General features: G+C 69.6%; 17 protein-coding genes. 1 reads left to right on the forward strand and 16 read right to left on the reverse strand.

All coding sequences use genetic code 11. The features are described 5' to 3' along the window. Positions 1-26: 26 nt before the first annotated feature. The 10 genes from QM569_RS10710 to QM569_RS10755 are packed head-to-tail and all read right to left on the reverse strand — an operon-like array spanning position 27 to position 10,221. Positions 27-614, reverse strand: coding sequence for a sugar transferase (locus QM569_RS10710; protein WP_414987216.1), 588 nt, complete (start codon positions 612-614; stop codon positions 27-29). Further along, on the reverse strand, positions 614-1,762 hold the full coding sequence (locus QM569_RS10715) for a DegT/DnrJ/EryC1/StrS family aminotransferase (RefSeq protein ID WP_414987217.1): 1,149 nt from the start codon (positions 1,760-1,762) through the stop codon (positions 614-616). The genes QM569_RS10710 and QM569_RS10715 overlap by 1 nt, the downstream gene beginning before the upstream one ends. Further along, positions 1,759-3,099: a UDP-glucose dehydrogenase family protein gene (locus QM569_RS10720; protein WP_414987218.1), complete on the reverse strand. Its 1,341-nt coding sequence runs from the start codon at positions 3,097-3,099 to the stop codon at positions 1,759-1,761. The genes QM569_RS10715 and QM569_RS10720 overlap by 4 nt, the downstream gene beginning before the upstream one ends. Further along, positions 3,096-3,794: a class I SAM-dependent methyltransferase gene (locus QM569_RS10725; protein ID WP_414987219.1), complete on the reverse strand. Its 699-nt coding sequence runs from the start codon at positions 3,792-3,794 to the stop codon at positions 3,096-3,098. Before QM569_RS10725 ends, QM569_RS10720 begins: the two co-directional genes overlap by 4 nt. Continuing rightward, the gene (locus QM569_RS10730; RefSeq protein ID WP_414987220.1) at positions 3,791-4,807 is read right to left on the reverse strand and encodes a glycosyltransferase family 2 protein; all 1,017 of its coding nucleotides are present in this window, start codon (positions 4,805-4,807) and stop codon (positions 3,791-3,793) included. Before QM569_RS10730 ends, QM569_RS10725 begins: the two co-directional genes overlap by 4 nt. Further along, on the reverse strand, positions 4,804-5,865 hold the full coding sequence (locus tag QM569_RS10735) for a glycosyltransferase (RefSeq protein WP_414987221.1): 1,062 nt from the start codon (positions 5,863-5,865) through the stop codon (positions 4,804-4,806). Before QM569_RS10735 ends, QM569_RS10730 begins: the two co-directional genes overlap by 4 nt. After that, the gene (locus tag QM569_RS10740) at positions 5,862-6,440 is read right to left on the reverse strand and encodes an acyltransferase (RefSeq protein ID WP_414987222.1); all 579 of its coding nucleotides are present in this window, start codon (positions 6,438-6,440) and stop codon (positions 5,862-5,864) included. Before QM569_RS10740 ends, QM569_RS10735 begins: the two co-directional genes overlap by 4 nt. Next, a complete protein-coding gene (locus QM569_RS10745; RefSeq protein ID WP_414987223.1) occupies positions 6,424-7,656 on the reverse strand; it encodes a lipopolysaccharide biosynthesis protein in 1,233 nt (410 codons plus the stop codon). Before QM569_RS10745 ends, QM569_RS10740 begins: the two co-directional genes overlap by 17 nt. Then, on the reverse strand, positions 7,653-9,551 hold the full coding sequence (locus QM569_RS10750; protein WP_414987224.1) for a polysaccharide biosynthesis protein: 1,899 nt from the start codon (positions 9,549-9,551) through the stop codon (positions 7,653-7,655). Before QM569_RS10750 ends, QM569_RS10745 begins: the two co-directional genes overlap by 4 nt. Positions 9,552-9,579: 28 nt before the next feature. Next, positions 9,580-10,221, reverse strand: a complete 642-nt coding sequence (locus QM569_RS10755) for an LON peptidase substrate-binding domain-containing protein (protein ID WP_414987225.1) — start codon at positions 10,219-10,221, stop codon at positions 9,580-9,582. Between the two features lie 60 nt (positions 10,222-10,281). On the opposite strand from QM569_RS10755, the gene QM569_RS10760 reads away from it, so the two are divergent. Beyond that, positions 10,282-10,830 (forward strand): YggT family protein, encoded by a 549-nt coding sequence (locus QM569_RS10760; RefSeq protein WP_414987226.1) that lies wholly within the window; start codon positions 10,282-10,284, stop codon positions 10,828-10,830. Between the two features lie 69 nt (positions 10,831-10,899). Here QM569_RS10760 and accD read toward each other — a convergent pair whose 3' ends face one another. From accD to QM569_RS10790, 6 genes are all read right to left on the reverse strand, one after another. Then, complete coding sequence (gene accD / locus QM569_RS10765; RefSeq protein WP_414987227.1) at positions 10,900-11,772, reverse strand: acetyl-CoA carboxylase, carboxyltransferase subunit beta; 873 nt, start codon at positions 11,770-11,772, stop codon at positions 10,900-10,902. 29 nt (positions 11,773-11,801) lie between these two features. Further along, a complete protein-coding gene (trpA, locus tag QM569_RS10770) occupies positions 11,802-12,623 on the reverse strand; it encodes a tryptophan synthase subunit alpha (RefSeq protein WP_414987228.1) in 822 nt (273 codons plus the stop codon). Continuing rightward, positions 12,620-13,897, reverse strand: a complete 1,278-nt coding sequence (gene trpB, locus QM569_RS10775) for a tryptophan synthase subunit beta (protein ID WP_414987229.1) — start codon at positions 13,895-13,897, stop codon at positions 12,620-12,622. Before trpB ends, trpA begins: the two co-directional genes overlap by 4 nt. Next, the gene (locus QM569_RS10780) at positions 13,875-14,609 is read right to left on the reverse strand and encodes a phosphoribosylanthranilate isomerase (protein WP_414987230.1); all 735 of its coding nucleotides are present in this window, start codon (positions 14,607-14,609) and stop codon (positions 13,875-13,877) included. The genes trpB and QM569_RS10780 overlap by 23 nt, the downstream gene beginning before the upstream one ends. Next, positions 14,606-15,415, reverse strand: a complete 810-nt coding sequence (truA, locus tag QM569_RS10785; protein ID WP_414987231.1) for a tRNA pseudouridine(38-40) synthase TruA — start codon at positions 15,413-15,415, stop codon at positions 14,606-14,608. The genes QM569_RS10780 and truA overlap by 4 nt, the downstream gene beginning before the upstream one ends. 49 nt (positions 15,416-15,464) lie before the next feature. Then, positions 15,465-17,519: FimV/HubP family polar landmark protein (locus tag QM569_RS10790; RefSeq protein WP_414987232.1), on the reverse strand; the 2,055-nt coding region annotated here is incomplete at its 5' end.

Below are 17,519 nucleotides of genomic sequence, written 5' to 3' on the forward strand. Positions count from 1 at the left end.
GGAAGGGGCCGGTTCGGCCAAGCCCACTATTTTATGAGCGTGGCCATCGTGCGGGCGATGATGATCAGGTCGCCCCGCAGGCTGCGCGTGCGCACGTAGTCGGCCGAGTGGCGCAGCTTGGCGGGCAGGATGTCCTGCACGTAGGTCTGCTCGGGGTCGCGGCTTTGGCCCAGGATGGCGCTTTCATGGCGAAAGGCCAGCGAGGCCGGGTCGGTGATGCCGGGGCGCACGCTCAGCACCACGTCGCGCAGGGCTTCGGGGTACAGGGCCACGTAGCGCGGCACCTCGGGCCGGGGGCCGACCACGCTCATGTCGCCGCGCAGCACGTTGAAGAACTGCGGCAGCTCGTCGGCCTTGGTGCGCCGCAGCCAGCGGCCCGCGCGGGTGATGCGGGCGTCGTCGCCCACGGTGATGGCGGGGCCGCCTGGCGCAGCGCGCATGGTGCGGAATTTGTAGATGCAAAACGGCTTGCCGTGGCGGCCCACGCGCTGCTGGCGGAATAGCACCGGGCCGGGCGAGTCGCACGCCACCCACAGCGCCACGGCCAGCAGCACGGGCGCGAGCAGCAGCAGCGCCAGGGCGGAGAAAGCAAGGTCAAAAAGCCGTTGGGCCATCAACCCAGCACCTCGTGCAGCGCGGCGATCACGCGGCCCTGGTCGTCGTCGCTCATCGCCGTGAATAGCGGAATGCTCACCATGCGCTGGTAGGCCGCGTCCGCGTGCGGGAACATCTCGGGGGTGAGGCCGTAGCGGTCGCGCCAGTAGGGGTGGCGGTGCAGCGGCACGTAGTGGACGCTGGTGCCTATGCCCCGGTCGGACAGCGCCTGGATGAGCTCATCCCGCGTGGCGCGGGCCTCGTCGCGCAGGCGGATGACGTACAGGTGCCAGGCGTGCGTGTCGCCCTCGGGCGCGGCGGCGGGCAGTGTGAGGGGCAGGGCGGCCAGTTCCGCGTGGTAGCGCGCCGCGAGCTGCTGGCGGCGCTGCACGAAGCCGGGCAGGCGGGCCAGTTGCTCGATGCCCATGGCGGCGGCCACGTCCGTCATGTTGTACTTGAAGCCGGGGGCGATGACCTCGTAGTACCACGCGGGCGTCTTGGACGTGAAGCGGTCGAAGGCGTCGCGGTTCATGCCGTGCAGCCGCATGGTGCGCATGCGCTGGGCCAACGCTGGGTCGCGCGTGACGGCCATGCCGCCCTCGCCGGTGGTGATGGTCTTGTTGGCGTAGAAGCTGAACACCGTCACGTCGGACGGCAAGCGGCCCACCAGCGTGCCGCGCCAGGTGGTGGGCAGGGCGTGGGCGGCGTCTTCCACCACTTTCAGGCCGTGCTCGCGGGCGATGGACAGGATGGCGTCTATGTCGCAGGCCAGCCCGCCGTAGTGGACGGGCATGATGGCTTTTGTGCGGGGCGTGATGGCGGCGCGGATTCTGTCGGGGGCTATGTTGAGCGTGACCGGGTCCACGTCCACCAGCACCGGGTCGGCGCCCAGGTAGCGCACCACTTCCACCGTAGCGGTGAAGGTCAGCGTGGGGGCGATCACCTCGTCGCCGGGGCCGATGCCCAGGGCCTCCAGCGCCAGGTGCAGGCCCGCCGTGGCGGAGTTGACGGCAATGCTCTCCAGCCCGCCGCCCAGGTAGGTGCTGAATGCCTGCTCGAACGCGCGGGTTTGCGGGCCGGTGGTGACCCAGCCCGAGCGCAGGGCCTGGGTGACGGCGGCGATTTCGGCCTCGCCAATGTCGGGGCGGGCAAAGGGCAGAAAGGTCATGGTCTTCCCGGTCTTCCAGGTCTTCCGATGGGGTGGTATTCCACCCCCAACGCCTGCATGTCGGCAGGCTCGAACAGGTTGCGCCCGTCAAAGATGACGGGCGGGCGCATGGCGGCGGCCAGGCGGCTGAAATCGGGGCTGCGGAACTCCTTCCACTCCGTCACGATGACCAGGGCCGCAGCGCCGTCCAGCGCGCCATGGGCGCTGTCCGCGTACGTCAGCCCAGGCTGCTCGCCCAAAGCGATGCGCGCCTGCGGCATGGCGACGGGGTCGTAGGCGCAAATCTCCGCGCCGCGCTGGAGCAGTTGGTCGATGACGCTGAGGCTGGGCGCTTCGCGCATGTCGTCCGTGCCGGGCTTGAAGGCCAGGCCCCACAGCGCGAACCGCAGGCCGCGCAGGTCGGGGCCAAAGCGCTGCACGACCTTGCGCGCCAGCACGCCCTTTTGCCGCTCGTTGACGGCCTGCACGCTTTTGAGCAATTGCAGGTCGTGGCCGCAGTCGGCGGCGGTGCGCACCAGGGCGCTCACGTCCTTGGGAAAGCACGAGCCGCCGTAGCCCGCGCCAGCGTACAGGAAGTGCGTGCCGATGCGCGGGTCGCCGCCCATGCCGGTGCGCACCTGTTCGATGTCGGCCCCCAGGGTTTCGGCCAGCAGCGCCAGCTCGTTCATGAAGCTGATGCGCGTTGCCAGCATGGCGTTGGCGGCGTACTTGGTGAATTCGGCGCTGCGGATGTCCATGGTGACGAGGCGGTCGCGGTTGCGCATGAAGGGCGCGTACAGCGTGTGCAGGCGGTGCGCGGCGTCGGGGTCGTCGGTGCCGACGATCACGCGGTCGGGCCGCATGAAGTCCTGCACGGCGCAGCCTTCTTTCAGGAACTCGGGGTTGGATGCGATGGCGTAGGGCACCTGAACGTTGCGCCCGGCCAGCACTGCGTCCACCGCCGCGCGCACCCTGTCCGCCGTGCCCACGGGCACCGTGCTCTTGGTCACGATGAGCTTGTAGTCCGCCATGTGCTGCGCGATGGCCTGCGCGGCGTCCAGCACGTGGCGCACGTCGGCGGCGCCGTCCTCGCCCGCCGGGGTGCCGACAGCAATTATCTGCACCAGCCCATGCGCCACGGCCTGCGCCATGTCGGTGGTGAACGCGAGCCGCCCCGCCTGGGCGTTGCGGGCCACGATGTCGGACAGGCCCGGTTCGTGGATCGGTATGCGCCCCTGGCGCAGCGCGGCGATGCGGGCGGCGTCCTTGTCCACGCAGACGACGTGGTTGCCCATTTCCGAAAGGCAGGCCCCGGTGACGAGGCCCACGTAGCCGGTGCCGATGACGGTGATCTTCATGATGGTTTGACGGCCCAGGTCAGGCGGTGGGTGCGTAAGAAATACAAGAGGTTGGACGCCGGGCCGATCAGCGCAGCGGGCAGCCTGCGCGCAATGGGCGGCGCGAGCGTCAGCCGCCGCGAGTGCATGCGCGCCTCGGGGAACAGCGTGCGCAGCTCGCCCAGCGGGCGGCCCTGTACGTCGGGGTTGCGGGGGTTGTGTACCACGAAATCGTAGATGAGCACGCCGCCGCCCGGTGCCACCCACTGCCACAGGGTTTGCGCCAACTGCCGGCGGAAGTCTTCATCCAGCAGCGAGCTGAACAGCGTGAATGCCAGCACCGCCTGCTGGCTGGCGGGCGGCACGGGCGCGGTGGCGGCGTCGCCTTGCAGGATGCGCACGCCGCCGGGCGTTGATGCGCGCGCGGCGTCGGCGCGGTCGGGCAGCAGCTCGATGCCTGTCAGGCACTGCGGCGTGGCCCCCAGGCGCACCAGGTCCTGCAGGTTGCCGCCGCTGCCGCAGCCCACTTCGAGCATGTTCCTGCCCGCCAGGCCCTGCCATCCGTGGCCGCGCCACAGGGCGGCCATGGCGCGCAGGCGCTCCTGCTGTGCCTGCAGGGCGGCGGCGTTGGTGTACAGGCTGTAGCGGGCTGCGTCCGCCGCCGCATCACGGCGGGCGTAGCGGGCCTTCACGGCGTTGGGTTCGTGCGCGCTCATCGGGTGATCCGCACCACGTCGGACGAGGGCTTGCGCGCACGGGCCATGTCCCACAGGCCGCGCCAGGTGCCCAGGCCGTAGCCCAGGTGAAAGGCCGCGATCACCGCAGGCAGGCGTGGCAGCAGCCGCCAGTCGCGCGCCGCCTTCGCGGCTGCCGCGCTGGCCCCCAGCAGGTACAGCGCATAGGCTGCCATCAGTACAAAAAATGGAGCATGAAAAACGGGTGTAGCGCCCGCCAGTAAAGCACAAGCAGCTATGAAAATCATAGGAATCAATTGGCGCACCGAACCCGGCTGCCCATGCTTGCGCACCACGAAGGGCCGCCAGTAGCCGTACTGCCGCTGCTGGTGGAACAGGTGCCTGAGCGAATCGCGGGGCTGGTAGGTAGAGCGGATCAGGCGGCTCTGCCAGATGCGCCCGCCGCCCAGGCGCAGGCGCAGGTTGTGCTCATCGTCCTGGTTGCGCACCAGGCTTTCGTCGAACAGGCCGTGCTGGTCGAACACGGCACGCCGCCAGCAGCCCAGATAGACGGTGTCCACATCACCTTCGTAATCCGTGTCCCGCGAGCGCGCGCCGCCCACCACCCAGCGGCACTGAAACGCCGCCGCAATCGCCCGCCCCGTGGGGCCGTGGCCCTGCGCCACCCAGGGGCCGCCCACGTTGTCCGCGCCTGTGCGTTCCAGCGCCGCGATGCACTGCGCCAGGTAGTCCGGCGCAAAGCGGCTGTGTACGTCCAGCCGCGCAATCACGCTGCCCTGCGCCCGTGCGATGCAAGCATTCAGCCCGGTGGAGACGATGCGCCCCGGGTTGTGTACCAGCACAAAGCGCGGGTCGGCAGCGCAGCGCAGCGCCAGCAGCTCGCGCGTGCCGTCGTCGCTTTCGCCGTCGGCAATCAGCACTTCCATGCGCCAGCCTTCGGGCAGTTGCTGTTGCAGCACCGATTCGCAAAAGGCGTCGATGTGGCCGCGCTCGTTGCGGCAGGGCACGATGACGCTGAGGAGTGGGGTTGTCATCGGTTCAGCAGGCTTTGGTAGAGCGCGTGCATGCGGTCCATCTGCACGGCGCGGTCGCCGTCGCGGGCGATACGGGCGGCGTTGCGTTCGCCTGTGGCTTGCGCCAGGGCGTCGTTGGTGAGCAGCTTTTGCAGTTGGTCGGCCAGCGCCCCGGCATTGCGGGGTTCTACGAGCCATTGCGCATCCAGCCAATGCGCATTGGCTTGCAGGCGCGTGGCGACCACGGGCAGGCCGCAGGCCATGCTCTCCAGCACGGCGACGGACGTGGCGTCGCTGCCGGGCACCGAGATGGAGACGCGGCTCTCGCCCAGCACGCGGGCCATGCCTGCGTCGTCCAGGCGGCCATGCAGCAGCACGCAGCCCTGCAGGCCGCTGCGCTGCACCTGGGCGCGCAGGGCGGGTTCCAGGCTGCCGCCGCCCAGCAAGTGCAGGCGCAGGGGCGCATCGGCAGGCAGCCTTGCGCGCAGCAGCGCGAAGGCTTCGACGATGGTGTCGATGTGGTAGTTGGGCTCCCAGGCGCGCAGGCTGACGAGTTGCAGGCCGGGTTTCTGGCTCCAGGGCGTGGGCTGGAAGCGCTGCAGGTCCACGCCCCAATGGATTTCCTCGACCGGGCAGGCGGGGCGGTAGCTTTGGGCGGCATCCACCAGGCTGGCGGAGTCGCCGGTGATGAGGTCGGCACGGCGCAGCGTGTACCCCGTCAGCCAGCGCAGTGCAGGGCTTCGGTGTGGCGTGACCAGCAGGTCGCTGCCCCAGGCGGTCATCACCAGGGGGCGCTGGCCGCAGCGCGCCGCCAGGTAGCCATAGGACGTGACGTAGTGGGCATGCACGATGTCGGGCGACAGGTTGGCCACGTGGCGGCGGGCCTCGCGCACGCGCAGCAGCCAATCCAGGGAGCGGCGCACGGGCCGCAAGGCCCGCACGTCCACGCCGTCCACGGGCGCGGGCCGGGCGGTGACCAGCGACACGCGCCAGCCGCGCTGGCGCATCTCCCGCGCCCAGCGCTGCACGTGGGGGCTGGTGGCGTCGCCCAGCAGGCACAGGTGCTTTGCGGTCGTCATGCGGCGTTGGCCCATGCCTCGTAGTGCGGGCGCAGCTCGGGGTGCTGGGCGAGCAGGCGCGCATCCTTCTCGCGCACGTCGCCAATCTGGCGCGCGTGTACGCCGGCCATGATGGCGAAGTCCGGCACCTCGCCGCGCACCTGTGCATGGGCGCACACCACCACGCCCTTGCCAATGCGGGTGCCTGCCTCGATCAAGCTGTGCGGGCCGATGAAGCTGTAGGGGCCGATGCTGACCGGGCCACTGACGTAGCCGGGCTTGGGGCCTTCGTGGCCCGCATAGCTGCGGCCCAGCAGGCGGATGGAGCGGTGCGAGCTGTGCGTGACGATGCTGACAAAGTTGGTGATCTGCACGCCCTCGCCAATGTGCAGCCCCGCCGTGGCGTCGATGAAGTTGAACTGCCCGATGAACACGTGGTCGGCCAGGTCCAGCCCCGCCTCGCCCTCGATGCAGGTGCTGGGCGCTATGCGGGTGTGCGGCAGCGGGCGGCCCTGGCGGTCACATTCGCCAAACACCATGCGGTAGAACAGCGCGTGCCAGAGGCGGCGGCGCCAACGGTTAAGCACGGCTCTCATGGGGCATGTCCTTCCAGTTCGCCAAGGCCCAGAAATAGTAGGCGAAGTACGCCGCCATGCTGGCCGATACGCCCCAGCCCGCGCCCGTCAGCCCGCCCCCATGAAGCCCCGCCAGCAGGCCCGCGAAGAACAGGCATTGCCCGGCCAGCGCCAGGCGCAGCGCCCAGGCTTGCGCGCCCCAGGCCATGGTGACGACGGCCAGGGGCGAGGCGATGAAATGCAGCGCGATGTAGGGCGCGATGGTGCGCGCCAGCGCCCCCGCATCGGCCCACTGCGCGCCAAAGGCCAGCGTGAAGATGCCCGGCCCCCACAGCAGCAGCACGGCGGCCAGTGGGCCCGCGAGCGCGGCCAGCGCCAGCATGGCGCGGCGCACCAGCGCGCGGGCTTCTGTGGGTGTTGGGGCTTGCAGAAGGCGCGGATACAGCGCTTGCGACAACGCGCCGCCGACCAGGGTGGCCGGGGCCTTCAGGTAGCGCAGCCCCAGCGCCCAGAACCCGGCGGAGGTGTCGCCCGTCCACGCTGCAATAACGATGAGCGTGAGTGTGTCTTGCAGCGCGCCCAGAAAGGCGTGCGGAGTGTTGAGCAGCGGAAAGTCGCGGTGCCGCCGGGCCATGCCGCGCAGCCCCGCCATCGGTTGCTGCCACAGCCCCGCCCAGCCGCCATGCGGTGCGGGCCGGGCCAGCAGCCATGCCGCGCCCAGGCTGGCGGCGGTAGCGCCCAGCACCAGGCCCAGCGGCCCAGCCTTGATGAACCCCAGCAGCAGTTGCAGCAGCGCGCCGCCGCCTTGCTGCACCAGCCGCGCCAGGGACAGGCGCGCGAAGTGCTGCGACCGCGTGGCCCACAGCGTCAGCCATTGCGTGGCGGCGGTGCCCAGCACGGCCAGCGGCAGCGTCAAGGCCAGCGGCCAGCCGTGCCCCATGTGCAGCACCAGGGCCGCTGCCGCCGAGGCCACGGTCACGGCGAGCAGCACGCGCGCGCACAGGGCCATCAGCAGCGCGGCGCGGGGTTCCTCGGCTTCCAGCGGCAGGGCGAATTCATAGCGCGCGCAGCCCACCACGGCGATGTTGGCGGACACCGCCCACAGCAGCGCGAACTGCCCGAAGTCGCCCGGGCTGTACAGGCGCGTGAGGGCTGGCCCCAGCAGCAGCGGAATGGCGTGGGCCGCCACGCTGCCGGTCAGCAGCGTCAGCGTGGCGCGCAGCAGCCCGGGCTTCATGGCGCGGCGGCGGCCTCGGGCCGGTAGCCGGGCACCAGTTGGCGCAGCAGGTGTGCCATGGCGGCATGGTCGCCGTCTTGGGCAGCTTGCCGAAGGGCCCGGAGCGATGCTTGCAGCTCTGCCCAGGGGCGGTATTCCTCGCGCGCGCGCAGGATGCGTGGGTGGGCTGTGGGCAAGGGGTTGTCGCCGATCAGCAGCTCCTCGTAGAGCTTTTCGCCGGGGCGCAGGCCGGTGAAGACGATGGCGATGTCGCCTTCGGGGTGATGTTCGTCGCGCACCGACAGGCCCGACAGCGCCACCATGCGCTGGGCCAGTTCCAGGATGCGTACCGGCTCGCCCATGTCCAGCAAAAACAAATCGCCGCCTTCGGCCATGGCCCCGGCCTGCAGCACCAACTGGGCGGCCTCGGCAATGGTCATGAAGTAGCGCGTGACGGCGGGGTGCGTGACGGTGACCGGCCCGCCCGCCGCGATCTGCTGGCGGAACAGCGGGATCACGCTGCCGCTGGAGCCCAGCACGTTGCCGAAGCGCACCATGGACAGGCGCAGCGGGCATTGCCAGGGGCTTGCGCCGCCGCCGAACGGGGCGGTGGGCGACGCGGCGATGGCCTGCAGCACCATCTCTGCCACGCGCTTGCTCGCGCCCATGACGTTGGTAGGGCGCACGGCCTTGTCGGTGGAGACCAGCACGAAATGGCGGGCGCCGCAGTCCAGCGCCACGCGCACCAGGGCGAGCGTGCCGAAGACGTTGTTCAGGATGCCTTCGCCCGCGTTGGCTTCGACCATGGGCACGTGCTTGTAGGCGGCGGCGTGGTAGATGGACGCGGGCCGGTGCTGGCGGCAGATGTCGGCCATGCGCGCCTCGTGCGTCACGCTGGCGAGCAGCGGCACCAGCTCGCACGAGGTATCCAGCGCCTGCAGCTCGTGGTGGATGGTGTAGAGCGCGTATTCGCTGTGGTCCACCAGCAGCAGGCGCCGGGGCCGCTCGCCCACGATCTGGCGGCACAGCTCGCTGCCGATGCTGCCGCCCGCGCCCGTCACCATGACCACGGTACCCGCCAGGTTGCGGCCCAGCAGGCCCGGGTCGGGGGCGACGGGCTCGCGGCCCAGCAGGTCTTCGATCTCGACGTTCTGGAAGTCCGTCACCGTCACGCGCCCGCTGGCGAGGTCCGACAGCCCCGGCAGCGTGCGGATGCGCACGGGCAGGCCGCGCAGGCTCTCGATGATCTCGCGGCGGCGCTGGCGCGTGGTGCTGGGCAGGGCCAGCAGCACGTCGGTGATGGCAAGGCGCCGCACCACGTCCGGCAGCGCCTGCGGCGCGTGTACGCGCACGCCGTTGATGCTGCGCCCCACCTTGGCCGCGTCGTCGTCGATAAAGCCCTTGAGCAGGTACTGGCGCATGTTGCCCAGGCCCGCCGCCGTCTGCGCGCCCGCAGTGCCTGCGCCGTAGATCAGCAGGCGGTGCGGTGCCTGGCCATTGCTGCTGCCCAGGCCCGCCAGCGCCAGCCAGCCCAAAGCGCGGCTGGCACCCACCAGCAGCATGAACAGCAGGGGCTGCAAGATGCCCACGCTGCGCGGCACGCCTTCCCACTGCGCGGCCAGCAGGCAGCCCAACAGCAGCGCCCCGTAGAGGGCGACCGCCTTGCCGGTGGTGATCAGCGCCGTGATGCCCGTGTAGCGGAAGATGGCGCGGTACAGCCCCAGCTTGGCGAAAATGGGGAATGCGAGCGCGGGTGCCAGCGCGTAGGCCAGCCACTGGCGGCCTTCGGGCACGTGGGGCGTGTCCAGCCGCAGCGTGAAGGCCAGCCACATGGCGGCCAGGCCCAGGCACACGTCCATGGCGACCACGACCAGGCGCTTGGCGGCGCGCGACCAGCCCAGGATGCGGCTCAACATGGAATGCGGGCAATGGCTGGGCGGCGGCTCATGGTGCTGGCGCGATCCCGGTTTTTTCCAGCACGTCGCCCACCAGTTCCAGGCGCAGCAGCGGGTTGTCCAGCTCCATCAGCTGCTGCTTGAGCCCCAGGGGCACGGGCAGCAATTCGCACCAGCGGTTGGCAACCCAGCCGCAGTCGTTCAGTTGCGCGGCCGTGGGCGCGATGGCGCTGGCGGCATCCGGGTCGCGCTGCTGCAGCGTGTGCAGCACCTGGGCGAGCGCGTTGGCAGCTTGCTGGAGATCCTGGGGCACGGGCACGGGCAGGTCGGGGCTGATGTGATCCACGTCGGCAATCCAAAGGCCATGCGGCAGGTGGCTGTGCCGTGTGATGCGAAAGCGCTGGCTGCCGCAGCACCGCAGCGTGACCAGCCCGGGCTGGGGCGTCTCCATCTGTTCGATGACGGCCAGCGTGCCCACGTCGCTGAACTGCTCCTCGGGGGCGCCGGCCTGGCGCACTTCGCTGCCTTGGATCAGGGACACCACGCCGAACGGCGCGCCCGCCTGCCGGCATTTGCGCACCATGTCGAGGTAGCGCACCTCGAACACGCGCAGCGCCAGCACGCCGCCCGGGAACAGCACGGAGTTCAGGGGAAACAGGGGGAGCGATGACAGGGTGAGGGGCTGCGTCATGAATGGGGTAATCCCTTGGCTCGCTATCATCCCACGACGCAGCCTGCTTTTTGCCCAGCCATGTTTTTCCAGATCGCCTCTTTCCTGCTCGATGTCGTCGGTGGCCTGCTCGCGGGGGCATGCCTTTTGCGGCTGTACATGCAGTGGCAGCGCATCCCGTTCGCCAACCCGGTCGGCGGCCTGGTCTTCGCGCTGACGGACTGGCTGGTGATGCCGCTGCGCCGGGTGATTCCGCCCACGGGGCGCTGGGACGCATCGAGCCTTGCCGCCGCCGTGCTGCTGCAGCTGGTGCAGTACGTGTTGCTGCTATTGCTGCTGGGCGCGGGCGCCGCCTGGGCCTGGCTGCCGTGGCTGGCCCTGTTCGGGCTGGCACGGGTGGCCGTGTCGGGGCTGATGGGGCTGCTGATCGTCCATGCCGTCCTGTCGTGGGTGCAGGCGCGGTCGCCGTTGTCGAGCGTGGTCGCGCGGCTGTGCGAACCGTTACTGCGGCCGTTTCGCCGCGTCATTCCGCTGATGGGCGGCATCGACCTGTCGCCGCTGGTGGTGTTGGTGCTGCTGCAGGTGGCGATGATCGTGCTGGGGCACCTGCAGGCGGGTGTGATGCGCTGATCTGAAAATATCAGTCAAATTGGCCGCTAGCGCTTATGGGGTAAGCGCTAGCAGCTATCAAAAAGTGAGTTACATCACCGCATCGGCAGGCAGCCGCTGCAGCATCGCCAGGCTGCTGGCCACGGTGTCGCGCAGTTCGCGCCGGTCGCAGATCAAGTCCACGGCGCCCTTGGTCTGCAGGAACTCGGCGCGCTGGAAGCCCTCGGGCAGCGTGACGCGCACGGTGGATTCGATCACGCGCGGGCCCGCGAAGCCGATCAGGGCCTTGGGCTCGGCGATCACGATGTCGCCCACGAAGGCGAAGCCCGCGCTCACGCCGCCCATGGTGGGGTCGGTCAGCACGCTGACGTAGGGCAGGCCCTTCTTCGCCAGGCGGGTGAGGGCGGCGTTGGTCTTGGCCATCTGCATCAGCGACAGCAGGCCCTCTTGCATGCGCGCGCCGCCGGTGGCGGTGAAGCAGATGAACGGCACCTTTTGCTCGATCGCCGTCTCGACGCCGCGCACGAAGCGCTCGCCCACCACGCTGCCCATGCTGCCGCCCATGAAGTCGAACTCGAAGCAGGCGGCCACCACGTTGATGCTCTTGACCGCGCCGCCCATGACGATGAGGGCATCGGTCTCGCCGGTGGCTTCCAGCGCTTCTTTCAGGCGCTCGGGGTACTTGCGGCTGTCCTTGAACTTGAGGGCATCGACCGGCAGCACTTCCTGGCCGATCTCGTAGCGGCCTTCGGCGTCCAGAAAGGCGTTGAGCCGCGCGCGCGCACCGATGCGGTGGTGGTGGCTGCAGTGGGGGCAGACGTTCTGGTTGTGCTCCAGGTCGGTCTTGTAGAGCACGGTTTCGCAGCTCGGGCACTTGATCCACAGGCCCTCGGGCACCTGGCGGCGCTCGGTGGGGTCGGTTTGCTGGATTTTGGCGGGCAGCAGTTTTTCGAGCCAGGACATGGTGTGCTTTCTCCTTCGGAATTGCCGAATTATGCGGCGGGCTGCGTGTCCAGCGCCTTGCGGATGCCGCGCAGGAAGTCGATGGTGACGGGCACGACCTTGGCGTGCTCCTGGTCTTCGATCAACTGGATGATGCGGCTGCCGATGACCACGGCGTCGGCCACCTTGCCGATGGCCTGGGCCGTGGCCGCGTCGCGGATGCCAAAGCCCACGCCCACGGGGATGTGGACGTGCTGGCGGATGCGGGGGAGCATTTGCTCGACCGCGCTGGTGTCGAGCGCGCCGGAGCCGGTCACGCCCTTGAGCGACACGTAATAGACGTAGCCGCTGGCGATGCGCGCCACCTGGGCCATGCGCTCATCCGTGCTGGTGGGGGCCAGCAGGAAGATCAGGTCCATGCCGTTGGCGCGCAGGTTGGCGGCGAACTGCTCGCATTCCTCGGGCGGGTAGTCCACGATGAGCACGCCATCGACGCCAGCGGCTGCCGCATCGCGCACGAAGGCATCCGCGCCGTGGATCTGGTCGTAGCGCTCCACGGGGTTGGCGTAGCCCATCAGCACCACGGGCGTGGTGGTGTTGCGCTGGCGGAAGTCGCGCACGTGGCCCAGCACCTCGGCCATGCCGATGCCCAGGGCCAGGGCTTTCTCGCCCGCCTTCTGGATCACGGGGCCGTCGGCCATGGGGTCGGAAAACGGCACGCCCAGCTCGATCACGTCGGCCCCGGCGTCCACCATGCCGTGCATCAGCGCGGGCGTGATGTCGGCGAACGGAAAGCCTGCGGTGACGTAGGGGATCAGCGCCTTGCGGCCCTGGGCCTTGAGTTGTTCAAAGGTGGTGGCGATGCGGCTCATGGCTTGGCCCCTTCTGCTGCGCCCTTCACGGTCAGGCCGCGCATGGAAGGCCGGTCGTAAAAGTCTTCGCCTGACAGGTCGGCCACGGTGCCAATGTCCTTGTCGCCCCGGCCCGACAGGTTGACCAGGATCGCCTGGTCGGGCCGCATCGTGGGCGCGAGCTTGAGTGCGTGCGCAAAGGCGTGGCTGGATTCGAGCGCGGGGATGATGCCCTCGGTGCGGCAGAGGTGGTGGAAGGCGGCCAGCGCTTCCTTGTCAGTGATGCCCACGTATTCGGCGCGGCCAATGTCTTGCAGCCAGGCGTGCTCGGGGCCGACGCCGGGGTAGTCCAGCCCCGCGCTGATGCTGTGCGTTTCGGTGATCTGGCCGTTTTCGTCCTGCAGGATGAAGGTGCGGTTGCCGTGCAGCACGCCGCTGCTGCCGCGCTGCAGGCTGGCGGAGTGCTTGCCGCTGTCCAGCCCCTCGCCTGCGGCTTCCACGCCGATCAGGCGCGTCTTCGCGAAGGGGATGTAGGGGTGGAAGATGCCCATGGCGTTGCTGCCGCCGCCCACGCAGGCGATCACGGCATCGGGCTGCTGGGCCGCGATGTTCTGCGCGGCCAGAATGGCGGGCATCTGCGCGATGGCCTCCTTGCCGATCACGCTCTGGAAGTCGCGCACCATCATGGGGTAGGGGTGCGGGCCCGCCACGGTGCCGATGATGTAGAAGGTGTTGTCCACGTTCGCCACCCAGTCGCGCATGGCCTCGTTGAGTGCGTCTTTCAGCGTCTTGCTGCCGGATTCGACGGGCACCACGGTGGCGCCCAGCAGCTTCATGCGATAGACGTTGGGGCTCTGGCGCTTCACGTCCTCGCTGCCCATATAGACCACGCATTCCAGCCCGTAGCGCGCGCAGATGGTGGCCGTTGCCACGCCGTGCTGGCCCGCGCCCGTCTCGGCAATGACGCGGGGCTTGCGCATGCGGCGCGCCAGCATGGCCTGGCCGATCACGTTGTTGATCTTGTGCGCGCCGGTGTGGTTGAGGTCTTCGCGCTTCAGGTAGATCTGCGCGCCACCCAACTCGCGGCTGGTGCGCGCCGCGTGATAGACGGGCGAGGGGCGACCCACGAAGTGCGCCAGTTCGTACTCGAACTCGGCCAGGAACTCTGGGTCGTGCTGGTAGCGCGCATAGGCGTCGCGCAGTTCGTTGATGGCGTGGGTCAGCGTCTCGCTGACGAAGCTGCCGCCATAGGGGCCGAAGTGGCCCGAGGCATCAGGTTGCTGATAGGAAGTCATGGGTGGGGTTCTTTGCAAGTAATGCATCGGCCGCGCGCACGGCGGCGACGAAGCGTTGGATCTTTGCGGCGTCCTTGATGCCCTTGATGGGTTTTCCATCAGGGCCGTCGGCCTCGACGCCGGAACTCACGTCAACCGCCAGCGAAAGACCTCGCGGGCGGACTTGCAAAATGCCATCGGTCACGTTTGCAGGCGTGAGTCCACCAGACAAAACGAGGTGAGAGGCTACGCTTGGTGGAAGGAGTGACCAATTGAATGCCTTGCCGCCGCCGCCATAGCCTTCGACGTGCGCGTCGAGCAGGATGGCCTGGGCGTGAGAGTAATCGTGGGCGTATTTTACGAGGTCGAACTGCGCGGCACCGTCGCCCAGGGGAATGCGCGCAGCCCGCAGGTAGGGGCGCGCGCCATGGCCCGTGGCGGCCAGGCAGTCCTGTGGAGATTCTTCACCATGAAATTGCACTGTAGCGCCCGCCAGTAAAGCACAAGCAGCTATAACTTCGGTAGCGGTTGGATTCACGAACAGCAGCACGGGCGTGACGAACGGCGGCAGCCGCCGGGCCAGTTGCGCCGCCCGCTCGGGCGTCACGGCGCGGGGGCTTTTGGCGTAGAGCACGAAGCCGATGGCGTCGGCCCCGGCGGCGACTGCGGCATCTACGTCTTCTTCACGGGTCAGCCCGCAAATCTTGATGCGGGTGCGGACGGCATGGTTCATGGAAGCCAATCATAGGCAGGCGTGCGGTCGGGCAGGCCCCAGGCCGCGTCATACACCGGGCCCAGAAAGTACAGACCGTCCGGCGAGAACGTGGGCGCTGCTGCATCGCGCGACCTGGCCGCGAGCACCTGCGCCATCCACGCGGGCGGGCGGCTGCCCTGGCCCACGGCGATCAGGCAGCCCATGATGTTGCGGATCATGTGGTGCAAAAAGGCATTGGCCTCGAACTCGAAGCGCCAGTAGCAGGGCGCCTGCGCAACGGCATCCGCGCCGCGCCGGGTGATGGTGATGCGGTGCAGGGTCTTGACGGGTGTATGCGCCTGGCAGGCCGAGGCGCGGAACGAGGTGAAGTCGTGCTCGCCCAGCAAGTGGTCTGCCGCCTGCTGCATGGCGCCATGATCCAGCGGCTGGAACACCCAGCCCACGCGCCCGGCATCGACGCTGGGCCGCACGGGCGACTGAAGCAGCACGTAGGCGTACCGCCGGGCCACGGCGCTGGCGCGGGCATGAAAACCGTCCGGCACGGGCCGCGCCCATTGCACGGCAATGTCGGTCGGCAGGAAGGTGTTGGTGCCGCGCACCCAGGACGAAGGCGTGCGGTTCAGCGGCGTGTCGAAGTGAACCACCTGCATCAGCCCATGCACGCCCGCATCGGTGCGGCCCGCGCACAGCGTATGGACGGGCTGCGCAGCAAAGCGGCTCAGGGCCGCTTCGAGCTTGTCTTGAATGGTATTGCCCGAGGGCTGGCTCTGCCAGCCGTTGTAGCCCTGGCCGCTGTAGCTGACACCCAGCGCCACCCGCGTCATGGGGTGGCCTGGGGCGGGGTGGAAATGGCTGCCTGCAGGGTGCGCCGCATCAGCCCAGTTCGGCCAGCATGCGCTGGGCGCGGGTCTTGAGCGCGCCGCTGGACTCGGCCACCACTTCTTCGATCAGCGTGCGCGCACCATCCGTATCGCCGATGGCGTTGAACTCCTCGGCCAGAGCCAGCTTGGTGGCCAGAGGGTCGTCCTGGGCTGCGGAGGCGCCGTCATCGCCGGTGGCAGCGGGGGCGGGCACCTCAGCCACGGCCACTGGAGCGGCCATGGGCTTGGAAGGCGCGTTGAGGTCCAGCGAAAGGTCGCCCAGGTCGAATTCGAGCGGGCCGGGTTCCGGGGTGTTGGCGCTGATCGGCATGGGACCGGAGGGGGCCATGCTGAGATCGCTCGCGCTGGGGAATTCCAGGCTGGCAGCGGGCGGGGGTGGCGCAGGGCGGTGTACGGCGGGCTCAGGCAGGTCGGGCAAATCCAGCGAAGGGCGCAGCGCTTGGTTTTCGTTCAAGTCGCTGCTGTGCGTGTGCGTGCTGTCAGCAGCCGCCGCTGCTGCAAGCGCGAAGCCGCCAGGCGCTGCGGGCGCTTCGGTCAGGGCATCGTCCGGCAGATCCAGGTCGAGGTCCAGATCGAGATCGGGCGGCATTGCCGCCGTGGCGGCAGCTGCACCGGCTGCGGCAGCGCCTGCAAAGGTGCTGGGGAAGCCGCCCGGGGGCAGCGAGGGCGATTCGTCCTCGCCCATGCCGGGGCGACCGCCGGGCTGGTACAGGCGGTTTTCGGGATCCAGGTCGCGGCCCAGGTCGGCGATGCGGTTCCAGTCCGGGCCTTCACCCTGCGTGAGCCTGAACACGTCGCCCGCCACAGCCTCGAAGGACTTGCGGTCCTGGCGCTTGGCGTAGATCTCGGCCAGCTTCACGTGTACGGATACGCGCGCGGGGTTGTGGCGCACGGCTTCCTTGAGGATTTCCTCGGCCTGCAGGTCACGGCCATAGGCCAGGTACACGTCGGCCTCGGCCACCGGGTCCACGTCGCCGCCGGCATCGAGCTGGCTGGGCGAGTAGGCCATGGACGAGCCCGTGGTCATCTCGCTGTTGGCCGTGTCGATGCGCTGGCCGCCGCTGGCGCCGAAGAACGAGTCGGGCTGGATGCGGCTTTCGAGGAAGGAGCTGTCCACGCCAGCGCCCTGGCGGCGGCGCTGCACCACGCGGTAGGCGCCGTAGCCGAGCAGCAAGGCCAGCAGGCCGCCACCGGCCAGGGGCAGCACGGGGTCGTCCATCAGGCCATCCAGGAAGCCCGGTTCCTTGACGGGAGCTGGCGGCGGCGCGGGCGCGCGGACGGGTGCCGAGGCAGGCGCCGATGCGGGTGCCGAAGCTGCTTCGGCGGGTGCGGGCGCATCTGCGGTGGCGGAGACCGCCGAGGCAGGCGCTTGCGGCGCAGTGGGCATGGCGGCGACGGCGGGTGCTTCCACGGCAACGCCGGTCGGGGCGCTCGCGGCGGATGCTGCTGCCGCAGGTGCCGAACTGCCCGCCGCAGCCGAGGCTGCACTGAGCTTGTTCAGGTCAGTGATGTTCTTGGACAGCTCGGCCATGCGCGTGGCGGCCTCGCCAGCCTGCTTGTCCTTGGCAACCTGGTCCTCGGCCGCTTTCTGGCCGGTGACGGAGCCTTTGGACAGGGTGAGCTTGTCGGGCGCTGCGGTGGAGGGCCTCTTGTCATCGACGCGGGCCTGCACCGCTCCGGACGCCGACCGTTCGGCAGCGGCCACGGGGGTGCTGGGCGCGGCGCCCGCGAGCTTGCGGCGGAAGTCGTTGAAGTCGCGCGCTTGTGCCGCCAGGATCTGGCGGGCCTCGGGCGCGGGCGTGGCCTGCGCGGCGCTCTCGCTGGGCATCTGCAGCACGGCACCGGCCTTGAGGCGGTTGACGTTGCCGCCGATGAAGGCGTCCGGGTTGGCGCGCATCATGGCCACCAGCATCTGGTCGAGCGACACGCCCGCAGGGCGGTAGGCGTTGGCGAGGCGGCCTGCCGTGTCGCCAGCCTGCACGGTCACGCCATCGGCGGGCGCGCGGCGCGGGGCGGCAGCCGGGCGGGGCGCGGGGGGTTCCACAGC

It is taken from the genome of Acidovorax sp., from assembly GCF_047607405.1.
Classification (GTDB): Bacteria; Pseudomonadota; Gammaproteobacteria; order Burkholderiales; family Burkholderiaceae_C; genus Acidovorax.

What these genes read in the sequence shown, in the direction of transcription:
- QM569_RS10710 (WP_414987216.1), bottom strand. Translation starts at nt 614, where the DNA reads ATGGCCCAACGGCTTTTTGACCTTGCTTTCTCCGCCCTGGCGCTGCTG.
- QM569_RS10715 (WP_414987217.1), bottom strand. Translation starts at nt 1,762, where the DNA reads ATGACCTTTCTGCCCTTTGCCCGCCCCGACATTGGCGAGGCCGAAATC.
- QM569_RS10720 (WP_414987218.1), bottom strand. Translation starts at nt 3,099, where the DNA reads ATGAAGATCACCGTCATCGGCACCGGCTACGTGGGCCTCGTCACCGGG.
- QM569_RS10725 (WP_414987219.1), bottom strand. Translation starts at nt 3,794, where the DNA reads ATGAGCGCGCACGAACCCAACGCCGTGAAGGCCCGCTACGCCCGCCGT.
- QM569_RS10730 (WP_414987220.1), bottom strand. Translation starts at nt 4,807, where the DNA reads ATGACAACCCCACTCCTCAGCGTCATCGTGCCCTGCCGCAACGAGCGC.
- QM569_RS10735 (WP_414987221.1), bottom strand. Translation starts at nt 5,865, where the DNA reads ATGACGACCGCAAAGCACCTGTGCCTGCTGGGCGACGCCACCAGCCCC.
- QM569_RS10740 (WP_414987222.1), bottom strand. Translation starts at nt 6,440, where the DNA reads ATGAGAGCCGTGCTTAACCGTTGGCGCCGCCGCCTCTGGCACGCGCTG.
- QM569_RS10745 (WP_414987223.1), bottom strand. Translation starts at nt 7,656, where the DNA reads ATGAAGCCCGGGCTGCTGCGCGCCACGCTGACGCTGCTGACCGGCAGC.
- QM569_RS10750 (WP_414987224.1), bottom strand. Translation starts at nt 9,551, where the DNA reads ATGTTGAGCCGCATCCTGGGCTGGTCGCGCGCCGCCAAGCGCCTGGTC.
- QM569_RS10755 (WP_414987225.1), bottom strand. Translation starts at nt 10,221, where the DNA reads ATGACGCAGCCCCTCACCCTGTCATCGCTCCCCCTGTTTCCCCTGAAC.
- QM569_RS10760 (WP_414987226.1), top strand. Translation starts at nt 10,282, where the DNA reads ATGTTTTTCCAGATCGCCTCTTTCCTGCTCGATGTCGTCGGTGGCCTG.
- accD (WP_414987227.1), bottom strand. Translation starts at nt 11,772, where the DNA reads ATGTCCTGGCTCGAAAAACTGCTGCCCGCCAAAATCCAGCAAACCGAC.
- trpA (WP_414987228.1), bottom strand. Translation starts at nt 12,623, where the DNA reads ATGAGCCGCATCGCCACCACCTTTGAACAACTCAAGGCCCAGGGCCGC.
- trpB (WP_414987229.1), bottom strand. Translation starts at nt 13,897, where the DNA reads ATGACTTCCTATCAGCAACCTGATGCCTCGGGCCACTTCGGCCCCTAT.
- QM569_RS10780 (WP_414987230.1), bottom strand. Translation starts at nt 14,609, where the DNA reads ATGAACCATGCCGTCCGCACCCGCATCAAGATTTGCGGGCTGACCCGT.
- truA (WP_414987231.1), bottom strand. Translation starts at nt 15,415, where the DNA reads ATGACGCGGGTGGCGCTGGGTGTCAGCTACAGCGGCCAGGGCTACAAC.